The organism is Pseudomonas schmalbachii, assembly GCF_017589465.1.
Classification (GTDB): Bacteria; Pseudomonadota; Gammaproteobacteria; order Pseudomonadales; family Pseudomonadaceae; genus Pseudomonas; species Pseudomonas schmalbachii.
Map to the genome: position 1 here is coordinate 240,369 of NZ_JAELYA010000007.1, position 12,084 is coordinate 252,452.

At 65.0% G+C, this 12,084-nt stretch carries 12 protein-coding genes and 1 tRNA gene; 3 read left to right on the forward strand and 10 right to left on the reverse strand.

Annotated elements, in window-relative coordinates; translation table 11 throughout:
- Positions 1-6 precede the first annotated feature (6 nt).
- On the reverse strand, positions 7-465 hold the full coding sequence (locus JFY56_RS18560) for a DMT family transporter (protein WP_208315439.1): 459 nt from the start codon (positions 463-465) through the stop codon (positions 7-9).
- A gap of 85 nt (positions 466-550) precedes the next feature.
- Between JFY56_RS18560 and JFY56_RS18565 the strand changes: the two genes are divergently transcribed.
- Together JFY56_RS18565 and JFY56_RS18570 are read left to right on the forward strand one after the other, a co-directional pair.
- Positions 551-1,462: a LysR substrate-binding domain-containing protein gene (locus JFY56_RS18565; RefSeq protein ID WP_208315441.1), complete on the forward strand. Its 912-nt coding sequence runs from the start codon at positions 551-553 to the stop codon at positions 1,460-1,462.
- 30 nt (positions 1,463-1,492) lie between these two features.
- On the forward strand, positions 1,493-2,752 hold the full coding sequence (locus JFY56_RS18570) for an MgtC/SapB family protein (RefSeq protein WP_208315443.1): 1,260 nt from the start codon (positions 1,493-1,495) through the stop codon (positions 2,750-2,752).
- Positions 2,753-3,040: 288 nt separating this feature from the next.
- Here the strand turns inward: JFY56_RS18570 and rmuC are convergent, their stop codons facing one another.
- From rmuC to codA, 4 genes are all read right to left on the reverse strand, one after another.
- Positions 3,041-4,516: a DNA recombination protein RmuC gene (rmuC, locus tag JFY56_RS18575; RefSeq protein ID WP_208315445.1), complete on the reverse strand. Its 1,476-nt coding sequence runs from the start codon at positions 4,514-4,516 to the stop codon at positions 3,041-3,043.
- Positions 4,517-4,994: 478 nt separating this feature from the next.
- Positions 4,995-5,753 (reverse strand): RES family NAD+ phosphorylase, encoded by a 759-nt coding sequence (locus JFY56_RS18580; protein ID WP_208315447.1) that lies wholly within the window; start codon positions 5,751-5,753, stop codon positions 4,995-4,997.
- Entirely contained in the window at positions 5,754-6,122 is a 369-nt protein-coding gene (locus tag JFY56_RS18585) for an antitoxin Xre/MbcA/ParS toxin-binding domain-containing protein (protein ID WP_208315449.1), read from the reverse strand. It abuts the gene before it with no gap.
- Positions 6,123-6,189: 67 nt separating this feature from the next.
- Positions 6,190-7,431, reverse strand: a complete 1,242-nt coding sequence (gene codA, locus JFY56_RS18590) for a cytosine deaminase (protein ID WP_208315451.1) — start codon at positions 7,429-7,431, stop codon at positions 6,190-6,192.
- A 124-nt stretch (positions 7,432-7,555) separates the two neighbouring features.
- On the opposite strand from codA, the gene JFY56_RS18595 reads away from it, so the two are divergent.
- The gene (locus JFY56_RS18595) at positions 7,556-8,038 is read left to right on the forward strand and encodes a transcription elongation factor GreAB (protein ID WP_208315453.1); all 483 of its coding nucleotides are present in this window, start codon (positions 7,556-7,558) and stop codon (positions 8,036-8,038) included.
- Positions 8,039-8,047: 9 nt separating this feature from the next.
- Here JFY56_RS18595 and JFY56_RS18600 read toward each other — a convergent pair whose 3' ends face one another.
- From JFY56_RS18600 to bamC, 5 genes are all read right to left on the reverse strand, one after another.
- The gene (locus tag JFY56_RS18600) at positions 8,048-9,127 is read right to left on the reverse strand and encodes a diguanylate cyclase (RefSeq protein WP_208315462.1); all 1,080 of its coding nucleotides are present in this window, start codon (positions 9,125-9,127) and stop codon (positions 8,048-8,050) included.
- A 137-nt stretch (positions 9,128-9,264) separates the two neighbouring features.
- Positions 9,265-9,354: transfer RNA gene (locus tag JFY56_RS18605), tRNA-Ser, on the reverse strand.
- A 94-nt stretch (positions 9,355-9,448) separates the two neighbouring features.
- Positions 9,449-10,159, reverse strand: coding sequence for a phosphoribosylaminoimidazolesuccinocarboxamide synthase (gene purC / locus JFY56_RS18610; protein ID WP_208315464.1), 711 nt, complete (start codon positions 10,157-10,159; stop codon positions 9,449-9,451).
- Positions 10,160-10,192: 33 nt separating this feature from the next.
- Complete coding sequence (locus JFY56_RS18615) at positions 10,193-10,951, reverse strand: MBL fold metallo-hydrolase (RefSeq protein WP_208315466.1); 759 nt, start codon at positions 10,949-10,951, stop codon at positions 10,193-10,195.
- Entirely contained in the window at positions 10,890-12,080 is a 1,191-nt protein-coding gene (bamC, locus tag JFY56_RS18620) for an outer membrane protein assembly factor BamC (RefSeq protein WP_208315468.1), read from the reverse strand. Before bamC ends, JFY56_RS18615 begins: the two co-directional genes overlap by 62 nt.
- Positions 12,081-12,084 lie beyond the last annotated feature (4 nt).

The following is a 12,084-nucleotide window of genomic DNA, read 5'->3' on the forward strand; positions in this document are numbered from 1 at the left end:
GCCGGCTCACACCAGCCGGCCGCGCCACTGCAGCAGCAACACCCCGGCGACGATCAGCAGCAGGGCGAAAATCCCCTCCGGCGACAGTCGGCGGACCGGGAAACCGGCCCAGCCGAACTGGTCGCACAGCGCCGAAACCAGCATCTGCCCGGCCACCACACAGGCGAGGAAGGTCGCCGCTCCCAGCTGCGGCGCGAGGATCACCGCTACCGTCAGGTAGGCCGCGCCGAACAGACCGCCCAGCCAGCCCCACCAGGGCACGCTGGCAACGCTGGCGGCGGCCGGCAGCGGCGCGCGGAACAACAGCAGCGCCAGCACCACCACGCCCAGGCTGACGCCCAGGGAAGTCAGGCTGGCGCTCAGCGGATGGCCGAGCTGTCGACCAAGCAGGGCGTTGCTCCCGGCCTGCAGGGCGACCATCCCACCGACGCTCAGCGCGGTGAGCAGCAACAGGGATCTGGACATGGCATTCACCTCCTTCGATTTGCCGATGCCGGGGATTGTTTGCTATCCATTCGATTCATTGAAATGAATGATTGGTACGCATCCCATGCAGCAGATTCATGAGCTGAGACGCATCGACCTGAACCTGCTGGTGGTTCTCGACGCGTTGCTCGAAGAACGCCACGTATCCCGCGCCGCGCAGCGCCTGGCGATGACCCAGCCGGCGGTCAGCCATGCCCTCGCCCGCCTGCGCGATCTGCTCGGCGATCCGCTGCTGGTCCGCGTGCGCAACGAGATGCGCCTCACCAGCCGCGCACTGGAACTGGCCGAACCGCTGCGCGACAGCCTCGCCGGCATCCGCCGGCTGGTCCTCAGCGAGCGCTTCGAGCCGGCCCATGCGGAGCTGACCCTGCGCCTGGGCATGTCCGACTACGGCGCCTGGGTGCTTCTGCCCACCCTGCTGCCGCTGCTGCGTCGCGAAGCCCCCGGCATCCGCCTGGAAATCCGCCAGGATTCCCGGCTGGAAATGCTCCGCCAGGTGGCCGCCGGCGAGCTGGACTGCGCCGCCGGCGTATTCCCGCTGCTGCCGGAAGGGCTCCGCGCCCAGCGGCTGTTCGAGGAGCGCTTCGTCTGCCTCACCGCCGCCGACAACCTCGCCGGCCGCAGCAGCCTGCCCCTGCAGGAGTACCTGGCCGCGCCGCACCTGCGGGTGGCGCTGCAGCAGAGCCCGGCGGAAGAGATCGACAGCCACCTGCAGAACCTCGGCCTGCAGCGCCGGGTGGCGGTGACGCTGCCGCACTTCACCGTGGCCCCGGAACTGCTGGCCGGCACCGACCTGGTGCTGACCATCGCCGAACGCACCCTGCGCCGCAGCCACCTGCCGGAGGGCCTGGTGCAGTTCGAACCGCCGCTGGAACTGGCGCGGCTGGATTTCGTCCAGGTCTGGCCCAGCGGCAGCCAGGACGATCCGGCCCGGCGCTGGCTGCGCGAACGCCTGCAACAGGCCGCATCCGGCTAGACTGTCGGCAACGACAGGATGGTCGCCCCGATGCCCGATATGCTGGAAACCCTGCTCGATCTCTCCACCGCCCTCTCCATCGGCCTGCTGGTCGGCACCGAACGCGGCTGGCGCGCACGCGAGGAAGCCGAATCGCGGCAGATCGCCGGCATCCGCACCTACGCGCTGACCGGCCTGCTTGGCGGTTTCGCCGCCCTGCTCGCCAGCCATCTCGGCCCCGCAGTATGGGTCGGCATGCTGGTCGCCGTCGCCCTGCTCGCCATCGCCGGTTACCTGGGCGACATACAACGCAGCGGCGATCAGGGCATGACCAGCGAAATCGCCATGTTCGCCACCTTCATCCTCGGCAGCCTGGCCATGACCGAGGGCCGCCTGCTGGCTGCCGGCGGCGGCATCGTGGTGGCGCTGCTGCTGAGCCTGAAGGAGCCGCTGCAGGCCGCCCTCAAGCTGCTCGACGCGAAGGAGCTGTCGGCCATCCTCAAGCTGCTGTTCATCTCGGTGGTGCTGCTGCCGGTGCTGCCGAACCAGGGCTACGGCCCATGGGAAGTCTTCAACCCCTATGCGACCTGGTGGATGGTGGTGCTGATCGCCGGCCTGGGCTTCGTCGCCTACCTGGCCATCCGCATCGTCGGCACCAGCAAGGGCCTGCTGCTCACTGCAGTGGTCGGCAGCATAGTGTCGTCCACCGCGATGACCATCACCCTCTCCCACCTGCATGAGCGCAAGTCGCTGCGTCCCCTGCTGGCCTGCGGACTGCTGGCGACGTCGGCGATGATGTTCCCGCGGGTGCTGCTGGAGGTCAGCGCGGTCAACCCGGCACTGCTGGGCAAGCTGCTCGCACCGCTGCTGGTCGCCACCCTGGTCTATGCCGGCGGCGCCTTCCTGTTCTGGCGCCGGGCCGGGCAGGACGACAACAACCCCACCGCCGAGCCGCCGCTGAAGAACCCCTTCGAACTGATGCCGGCGCTGCGCTTCGCCGCGCTGCTGGCGCTGATCCTGTTCCTCGTCGAGGCGGCGCGTCATTACCTGGGCGACGTCGGCGTGTACCTGGTAGCGCTGATCTCCGGCCTGGCCGACGTCGACGCCATCACTCTGTCGCTGTCCAGCAGCGCCAGGATCGATCTCGACCCGACGGTGGCGACCCACGGCATCGCCCTGGCGGCGCTCAGCAACAGCCTGGTGAAGGGAGTCCTGATCGCCATCATCGGCGGCAGCCACTTGGCGCGCCTGACCTTCCCGGTGATCATCGCCGGCCTGCTGGCCGGTGGGGTGGTGATGCTGATGCTCTGAACGGGAGCGCCGCATCGACGTAACGACGTAACGACGTAACGACGTAACGACGTAACGACGTAACGACGTAACGACGTAGGATGGGTTGAGCGTAGCGATACCCATCAGCCAGGACGAAACGTCCGCTGGACTGGTTGATCCCGAAGCAACACCGATTTCGGGAGCCAGCTTGCTGGCGATCCGTGTTTCCCGGCAGCACTGGCGTGGTCGGTGAATGCGGTGATCGCCAGCAAGCTGGCTCCTACAGGATTGTGCCGCGCCTGCGCCCTCTCTTCCCTTGCAATCCCTCTACTCCTCGACCAACTGCTCCGTATCGTCGGCCAGCGCCCGATCCAGCCACTCCGCCGGCAGGCTCTTGCTGGCGCGGGCGCCGAGCAGGCGCAATTGTTCAACGCGGCTGACCAGGTTGCCGCGCCCGTCGCAGAGCTTGTTGCGCGCCGACGCGTAGGCCTTGTCCAGTTGCTGCAGGCGCGAACCTATCTCGTCGAGGTCCTGCACGAACAGGACGAACTTGTCGTACAGCGAGCCGGCGCGCTCGGCGATCTCGCGGGCGTTCTGGCTCTGCCGCTCCTGCCGCCAGAGGCTGTCGATCACCCGCAGGGTGGCCAGCAGCGTGGTCGGGCTGACGATCACGATATTGCGCTCGAAGGCCTCCTGGAACAGGTTCGGCTCGGCCTGCAGCGCCGCCGAGAACGCCGCCTCGACCGGCATGAACAACAGCACGAAATCCAGGCTGTGCAGCCCTTCAAGACGCTTGTAGTCCTTGCCGGAAAGCCCCTTCACATGGCTGCGCAACGACAGCACATGCTGCTTCAGCGCCTGCTGGCGGATCACCTCGTCATCGGCGGCGATGAACTGCTGGTAGGCGGTCAGGCTGACCTTGGCGTCCACCACCACCTGCTTGTCGCCTGGCAGGCGGATCAGCACGTCCGGCTGGAAGCGCTCGCCCTCGGCGCCCTTCAGGCTGACCTGGGTCTCGTATTCGCGGCCCCTCTCCAGCCCGGCATGCTCCAGCACACGCTCCAGCACCAGCTCGCCCCAGTTGCCCTGGGTCTTCTGGCCCTTGAGCGCGCGGGTCAGGTTGGTCGCTTCCTCGCCCAGGCGCAGGTTGAGCTGCTGCAGGCGCTCCAGTTCCTTGCTCAGCGAGAAGCGCTCGCGCGCCTCCTGCTGATAGCTTTCCTCGACGCGCTTCTCGAAGGCCTGGATGCGCTCCTTCAGCGGGTCGAGCAACTGGCCGAGGCGCTGCTGGCTGGCCTCGGCGAAACGCTGTTCGCGTTCCTCGAAGATCTTCCCGGCCAGTTCGGCGAATTGCGCACGCAGTTCATCGCGCGCTGCCTGCAGGTCCGCCAGGCGCTGCTGGTGTCCGTCCTGCTGCTCGCGCAGCTCCGCCATCAGCGCGGCGCGCTGCGATTCCAGCCGGCGCAGTTCCGCTTCCTTTTCCGTACGCTCGTCGGCCCAGTCGCGCTCGGCCTGTCCCATGCGTGTGCGTTCGTCACGGCCCAGCTCGACTTCGCGACGCAACGCCGCCGTCTCACCGGACAGCTCGGAATGCCGCCCCGCCAGGCGCTGGAACGCCTCACGCTCGGTATCCAGCTGCGCGGTCAGCCCATCCTGCGCCAGTTGTGCGGTAGCCAGCCGCTCGCGACCCAGCGCCAGTTCCTGTTCCTGCGCCGCCACGCGCCCCTGCAGGCGCCAGGCGAGAACGGCCAGCGGCAGCGCCCCGGCAAGAATTCCGATCAACAGATTGGGCAGATCGACGGGCATTCGGCACTCCGTGGCAGATGGCAAGGACCAGATATTTATCCGCCCAGAAGGACAGGCGGGGCATGGTAGCAGCGGCGGATGCGGCCCGTTGCGCGTTACGTAATGTAAAAAAAGCTTGCAAAGCAGCAGGAAAATAATTCCCAAGCAAGTGCTTGGGACAATCCACAGAACCTGTGGATAACTTTGTGGAAACTCTGCTTAAAAACAGCCGTACCCCCCATGGAATGGGGGTGTCCGACAGATTGGCGATTTTTTCACCACATAAAAAATTCTTTATTTTTCAAATAGTTAAGAATTACAAGCAGAAAATCAAGCAGTTGAAGAGGAATGCTGAAAGCCCTTGACAGCAAGCACCGCTACTGTGCACAAGTCCGCGACACCCCGTCGCAGAGCGCTCCGTTTCGGGTCAGTTGCCAGACTTTTGTAATCGGTCTGTTACCGGAACGACGCATTTCCATCGCTCGAACTGCAATCTGCATCAGGCAGGATAGGGCAAGCGGCCATCGACCAGGAAAGCCGCACGCCAGAACATCCGCGGCGTATCCGGCACCTGGGCGCGTTTGAACGCGACATATTCCGCGGTGGTTTCGCACAACCAGGCCACCAGGTTGCGCGGACGCCGATCACGCAGCGCCGAGGGTACGAACAGGGCCACGTTCACTCCCTGCGCGCGGCGCGCCGAGCGATATTCGAAGGCCTCGACACCGACCTCGCGCATGACGCTGCCCAGCTCCTGGGTCATCCGGTAATCCTGCGGGTCGGTCAGTCGGTCCCGGAACTCGTCGAACGGCGCATGCTGCAGGCAAATGCCCCGCTGCACGCGAAACCGCGCCTCGAACGAGGTGTGTTCGGAGACGATCCGGCCACTGGGCGGCGGGCTGGCCATGCCCTCCCATAGGACGCAGCGGTAGTAGGCGGATTCCGCCATCGCCGTTTCCAGCTCCAGCGCGGCGTAGAACAGGCTCGGCTCATGACGGCGGCCGAAACGCGAGCCCCAGCGCAGCGGCGGATAGCGGAACGGCGTCTTCAACAGGTAATGCAAGGCTTCCGCGGTTTCGGGCAGGCGCGGCTTGCTGGTTTCGATCAGTTCCTCCAGCAACGCCTGCTCTTCTAGGGAGTCCACCAGTTGCAGCGTGGCCACCTGCTCCTGGCTCTCCACCAGGCGCATCAGATTGCCGGCAATCGGCTGGATCGCCCGCGTCCCCGCACAACGCTCCCAGAGTTCGGCTCCGGTCATTCAGACCTTGCCCCGGATCGCATCGAGGTATTCCGCCACCTGCACCAGCCCCTGCACCTGGGTCATCAGTTGCAGCGGCACGCCGCCCAGATGGCGGTTTTCGGTGCGCAGGAAGTGGCGCATGTCTTCCAGGTTGCCGCCGAACAGGGCGTACAGCGCCCGATAGATTCGCACCAGCAGCAGCGACAGCTCGCCGGTCTTGCTCTGCACGCGCAGGCCGCCGGTCTTCCAGCGGCTGACCGCGCTGCGCTCGACGCCGACGATCGAGGCCAGTTCCTGCTGGGTCATCGCCAGTTGCTCGCGGGCCGCCAGGACAGCCTTGGCCAGCACCGCATCGGCGCCTGGACGTTCCTGGACAAGAGCACTCATGTCGTACCTCTCGATGTGTTCTTTCAGCAAAGATAGCACTAAAAGCTGAAATCACACATTGACAGGCCTATTCCGCATGAATCTCCACTCGCGCCGGCTGCCGCGTCATCAGCACTCGCCCATGTCGGATGGAAAGCAACGGCAGGCCCTGGCTGCGGATCATCTCGTAGTCGTTGTCCACCGGCAGGACCAGCATGTTGGCCGGCCGGCCGACCTCCAGACCGTAGGCGTCGCCGAGACAGAGGGTGCGCGCGCTGTTTTCCGTGACCAGGTCCAGCGCGCTGTTCAGGTTGCGGTAGCCGAGCATGTGGCAGATGTGCAGGCCGGCCTCCAGCACGCGCAGGATGTTGCCGTTGCCCAGCGGGTACCAGGGATCGACGATGGAGTCCTGGCCGAAGCAGACGTTCAGCCCCGCCTCCAGCAGCTCGGCCACCCGGGTCACGCCGCGGCGCTTGGGAAAGGTGTCGAAGCGGCCCTGCAGATGGATGCTCTCGGTGGGGCAGGAAACGAAATTGATCGCCGAGCGCTGCAGCAGGCGGAACAGCTTGGAGCAGTAGGCGTTGTCGTAGGAACCCATGGCCGTCGTGTGGCTGGCCGTGACCCGGTAGCCCATGCCGCGGCTGCGCGCCTCCTCGGCCAGCACCTCCAGGAAGCGCGAGTGCGGATCGTCGGTTTCGTCGCAATGCACGTCCACCAGGCAACTGCTGCGCTCGGCCAGGTCCATGAGGAACTTCACCGAGCTGACGCCCTGCTCGCGGGTGTATTCGAAGTGTGGGATGCCGCCGACCACGTCGGCGCCAAGACGGATCGCCTCCTCCATCAGTTCGCGGCCCCTGGCGAAGGACTCGATCCCTTCCTGCGGGAAGGCGACGATCTGCATGTCCAGCAGATGACGGTTCTCCTCGCGCAGTTCGAGCATGGTCTTGAGGGCCGCGAGGCTGGGATCGGTCACATCGACGTGCGTGCGCACATGCTGGATGCCGTGCGCCACCAGCATGTCCAGGGCGCGGCGGGCGCGCTCCCGGGTGTCCTCGGCGGTGATGCTGGACTTGCGCTCGGCCCAGCATTCGATGCCTTCGAACAGCGTGCCGCTCATGTTCCAGCGCGGCTCACCGGCCGTCAGCACCGCATCCAGATGGATGTGCGGCTCGACGAAGGGCGGCACCACCAGGTTGCCGCCGGCGTCCACGTCGTCCTGCTGCGCTTCGAGGATGGCGGATTGCGGATCGATGGCAGAGATCAGCGCGCGCTCCAGTACAAGGCTGTGCAGGCCTTCCCGGTCGCGCAGGCGGGCATTGATGACTTTCATGAGCCGGAACTCCATGGCTGAAAAGAAGGGCTTTCATAACCATAGGCCAGCCACGCGAAAGGCCCGTCGCATGCCGGCGGCAAAGTCATTACGATTGTCCGCTCGCCCCCGATGAAGCCACACGATGGACAAGCAACGCGTCTACCGACTGATACTCGACAAGCTCGGCGAAGACCTGGAAATCGCCCTGCGCGCCGCGAAGACGGCCCACGATGCCGCCACCCACGAGGAAAGCATCGCCGAGAACAAGTACGACACCCTGGGGCTGGAGGCGTCCTACCTGGCTGCCGGGCAGGCGCGCCGGGTCGAGGAAATCCGCCTGGCCCTGGCGACGCTGCAGAATCTGATCCTGCGCGACTACGACGACCAGCTCGGCATCCAGCCCAGCGCCCTGGTCGAACTGGCCACTCGCGACGGCCAGAGCAAATGGGTATTCCTCGGCCCCGACGCTGCCGGCCTGAAGGTTCATCTGGAGGGCGTGGAAATACTCGTCATCACCCCGCGCTCACCGCTGGGCAGCGGCCTGTTGAGCCTGCACCCCGGCGATGAGCTGGAGGTGGGCTCGGGTAGCGCGCGGCAGCTCTATGAAATCATCGACGCCCGCTGAATTGCGGCATCAGCGAGCATCGTCCGTCGCGTCGCTCCTGCGGTCGATCACGTCGAACGCCGCGCTGACCCTGTCCCGCCCGCCGCTCTTGGCCGCGTAGAGCGCACGGTCGGCCTCCTTGAGCCAGGCGCAGGCATCGGTCTGATAGGGGCTGTAGGAGGCGATACCGATACTCAGACTCACCGCCAGCCCGGGCTCCAGTTCGTACTTGGCGCGGGCGAATGCCTGGCGCAGCCGCTCCATGATGTCCACCGCCATCGCTTCGCTGGTATCCGGCAGGATCACGCAGAACTCGTCGCCACCGTAGCGCCCCGCGCTGTCGGTCTCGCGCAGCGACACCCGGAGGATCTGGCTCAGCTGCGTGAGAACCAGGTCGCCGATGACATGGCCATAGCCATCGTTGATGGTCTTGAAATGGTCGATATCGATCAGCGCGATGGTCGCCCGCCGATGCAGGTGCCGGCAGCGGTCGAATTCGCTATCCAGCTGCGCCATCCACGACGCGTGGTTCAGCAGCCCGGTGAGACTGTCGGTGCGACTGACCGTCCGCAGCACCTGCTTGTGCTCGTGCAGCTTGGTCGCCAGCCGGTAGCTCACCCAGCCGACCATCAGCGGGTACAGCACCAGCATCGGCAGACAGGCATAGACCTGCAGCGGCGTCACGTCCTGATTGAAGGCCAGTGGGAATACCAGCAGGGACAACAGAATCCCCGCGCCCTGCGCCAGCGTCCCCTTCAGGAAGAAGCGCAGACCGCCCGCGGCGATGTTGTTCATGGCCATCATCGCCAGCACGGTAACGGTCGGCAGCGGATTGAACTGCATGGCCCCCGCCCAGAACCCACCGAACACCGAATCGATCAACAGATTGCGCCGCTCCGCCTGGAACGGCGTCTTCGACAGACGGGACACCTGGAAGGCCACGTGCGGCCAGACGAAACCGTTGAAAACCAGCAGCGCCCAGACCCAGCTCGGTACCTGCAGCGGGTACATGGCCGCCAGCACGCAGAAGAACCCCACCCCAAGGCCAACAGCCCGCGGCAGATAGATTCGCCTCGCGAACGACACCCCCTTTCCCGCCCGGATCTCCATGTGTACTGCCCCAAGACTTCACATGACCAAGCCAAGGACCTTAGCAGATCGGCGGTGTTACGCCCATGAGCGGCAAATCGCGGGCACGGAAAAGCAAAACCCCCCGATTCCTTGCGGAATCGGGGGCTTCTATGTAGTGGCGGAGAGATAGGGATTTGAACCCTAGGAGCCATTGCTGACTCAACGGATTTCGAATCCGTCCCGTTCGACCACTCCGGCATCTCTCCGTGCGGCGCGCATGATAACAGCTCGAATGCCGAAGGCGAAGCCCTCTTTTGGAATTTTTCGCGTGCTATCAGGCGCTTGCGTGCATTGACCGGATTACAGCGGTACGCCGATGCGGCGAGCCACTTCTTCGTAGCCTTCGATCACGTCGCCGAGACCCTGGCGGAAGCGGTCCTTGTCCAGCTTCTTGCGGGTTTCCTTGTCCCACAGGCGGCAGCCGTCCGGGCTGAATTCGTCGCCGAGGACGATCTGGCCGTGGAACACGCCGAATTCCAGCTTGAAGTCCACCAGCATCAGGCCGGCGTCGTCGAACAGCTTGCCCAGCACTTCGTTGACCTTGAAGGAGTAGGCCTTCATCTGTGCCAGTTGTTCGAGGGTCGCCCAGCCGAAGGCCTGGACGTGGGATTCGTTGATGAACGGATCGCCAAGGGCGTCGTTCTTCAGGAACAGTTCGAAGGTCGGCGGGTTGAGCTGGATGCCCTCTTCCACGCCCAGGCGGCGCACCAGGCTGCCGGCGGCGTAGTTGCGCACCACGCACTCCACCGGAATCATGGCGAGCTTCTTGACCAGCACTTCGTTGTCCGCCAGCAGTTTGTCGAACTGGGTGGGAATGCCGGCAGCTTCGAGTTTCTGCATGATGAAGGCATTGAACTTGTTGTTCACCATGCCCTTGCGGTCGAGCTGCTCGATGCGCTTGCCGTCGAACGCCGAGGTGTCGTTGCGGAACAGCAGGACGAGACGGTCAGCGTCGTCGGTGGTGTAAACCGATTTGGCTTTGCCGTGATAAAGTTCTTCGCGTTTTTCCATGATGGGCTCCGCTTGCTTGAATATCTGTGGGGCTCAGGCGATTTCGCACCAGTCCAGCCCCGAATGCTGATCGGCTACCTGCAGCCAGTCCGGGTCGCACCCGAGGGTGTCGACGAAACATTGCCGGGCCAGCTGCGGCGAGTTGTTCTTTTCGCTGAGATGCGCCAGCACCAGGTGCTGCATGTCCTCCCAGCCCAGCTGCGCCACCAGTTCGGCGGCCTGCCGGTTGTTCAAATGTCCCCACTGGCCGCCCACGCGGGCTTTCAGGGGGTAGGGATACGGGCCACGGGCAAGCATGTCGCTATCGTGATTGGCCTCGATCATCAACGCATCGACGCCACGATAGCACTCCAGCACTTCCGGTGTGGCGGCACCCAGATCAGTGAGCAAACCGAAGCGTCGCCGGCCATCGGAAAACACGTACTGGAGTGGTTCGCGGGCATCGTGCGGGACGCCGATCGCCGTCACTTCCAGCCCTCCGAGAACCAGTTCGTCCCCCGATTGCAGCAATCCCTGTGGCTGCAATGGCTTGCGCAAGCCCTGCAGGGTTCCGGCGCTCAGGTATACGGGAATCTGGTAATGCCGGGCGAGCAGTTCGACGCCATGGACATGATCGCTATGTTCGTGCGTCACCAGTATCGCATCCAGCTCGCCAGGTTCGAGACCCAGGCGAGCCAGACGCTTGATGGTTTCACGCAGAGGAAAACCGCAGTCGATCAGTAACCGGGTGTCAGAACTGCTCACCAAGGCCGAATTGCCCCGGCTTCCGCTCCCCAGGACCGCGAAGTGCATTCCGCATACTCTCCTGGAGTTTTTCCAGCACGCTCTGCGCGACGTCAGCCGGCGCGGAGGTGTTGATATCTTTGTCGACGGTGATCTGCACGGTGTTGGCGACGCTGGTCAGGCGAACCTGATAGCGCTTGGCACCGGCCTCTTCCTCTTCCTTGCTCTTCTCGCCACCACCGAACATGCGGCTGAAGAAACCAGGCTTGTCTTCTTCCGGCTTTTTCGCCCCTTCGGCGATGTTGACGTAGTAGACGCCGAGGCTGCGGTTGAGGTCGTCGACACGAATGTCGGCGCTGTCCAGGGCGCGGCCAACGCTGACCCACGCGCGATCGAAGTCGGAATCCAGGGTCAGTACCGGGTTGCCGCTACCGTCCTTGCCCAGCGATACGCTGCCGGGGGTGTCGTAGGTCGAGTGTGCCGCGAGCAGGGAGACGGAACCGCCCTTCTCGGCACTGGTGGTCATGCTCGCCAGCATTTCGTCGAGCAGCGCAGCGTCGAGACTCGGCGCGGCGGGCTTGGACGGCCACTCCTGCTCCACCGAACTGCCGCTCGGGCGGGTCTGGCTGAGGACGTAGACTTCGCTGGTGTTGCTCTGCACACCGGGCTCGATGCGGACGCGCACCCGCGCCTCGTTGGCCGCGTCGGCTTCCGCGGAGCGGTTGCCGAGGCGCCGGGCCAGCGGTGCGGAGAGCTGGCTGAGCGGCTGCCAGCGGGTGGTGAATTCGCCGGTTTGCGGGCGCTCGTCGGCAATCGCGAAACCGTTTTCCTGGAAGAATTGCTGGGCCACCGGCCAGACTTCCGCCGGCGGACGCTGGGCCACGAGCCAGCGCGAGTCGCCGCTCTTCTGCAGGCTGAATTCACTGACTTCGCCGGAGCTGGCCAGCGGAGTCGGTCGCGGTACTTCGAACTCGCCTTCCTTCGCATGCGTGTCGGCGACGTTCATCGGCACCGGCAGCAGCGGATCGAGCGGTTTGCTCTGCATACCTTCCGGCACCTGCATCGGTGCGGTCTGGCGGGCATTGAGGTAGTCATCGCCGCGGTCGCGGAAGTAACCTTCCGGCCCCCACAGCCAGCCGCAGCCGGAGGTATTGCCGATAACCAGGGCGAGCGCAGTCAGTCCTGCCAGTCGCTTCATGCGA

Excerpts from the sequence above, each read along its gene's own strand:
- JFY56_RS18600 (WP_208315462.1), bottom strand. The coding sequence starts at position 9,127 with ATGGAGATCCGGGCGGGAAAGGGGGTGTCGTTCGCGAGGCGAATCTAT.
- codA (WP_208315451.1), bottom strand. The coding sequence starts at position 7,431 with ATGAAAGTCATCAATGCCCGCCTGCGCGACCGGGAAGGCCTGCACAGC.
- JFY56_RS18585 (WP_208315449.1), bottom strand. The coding sequence starts at position 6,122 with ATGAGTGCTCTTGTCCAGGAACGTCCAGGCGCCGATGCGGTGCTGGCC.
- JFY56_RS18580 (WP_208315447.1), bottom strand. The coding sequence starts at position 5,753 with ATGACCGGAGCCGAACTCTGGGAGCGTTGTGCGGGGACGCGGGCGATC.
- JFY56_RS18595 (WP_208315453.1), top strand. The coding sequence starts at position 7,556 with ATGGACAAGCAACGCGTCTACCGACTGATACTCGACAAGCTCGGCGAA.
- JFY56_RS18560 (WP_208315439.1), bottom strand. The coding sequence starts at position 465 with ATGTCCAGATCCCTGTTGCTGCTCACCGCGCTGAGCGTCGGTGGGATG.
- purC (WP_208315464.1), bottom strand. The coding sequence starts at position 10,159 with ATGGAAAAACGCGAAGAACTTTATCACGGCAAAGCCAAATCGGTTTAC.
- bamC (WP_208315468.1), bottom strand. The coding sequence starts at position 12,080 with ATGAAGCGACTGGCAGGACTGACTGCGCTCGCCCTGGTTATCGGCAAT.
- rmuC (WP_208315445.1), bottom strand. The coding sequence starts at position 4,516 with ATGCCCGTCGATCTGCCCAATCTGTTGATCGGAATTCTTGCCGGGGCG.
- JFY56_RS18615 (WP_208315466.1), bottom strand. The coding sequence starts at position 10,951 with ATGCACTTCGCGGTCCTGGGGAGCGGAAGCCGGGGCAATTCGGCCTTG.
- JFY56_RS18570 (WP_208315443.1), top strand. The coding sequence starts at position 1,493 with ATGCCCGATATGCTGGAAACCCTGCTCGATCTCTCCACCGCCCTCTCC.
- JFY56_RS18565 (WP_208315441.1), top strand. The coding sequence starts at position 551 with ATGCAGCAGATTCATGAGCTGAGACGCATCGACCTGAACCTGCTGGTG.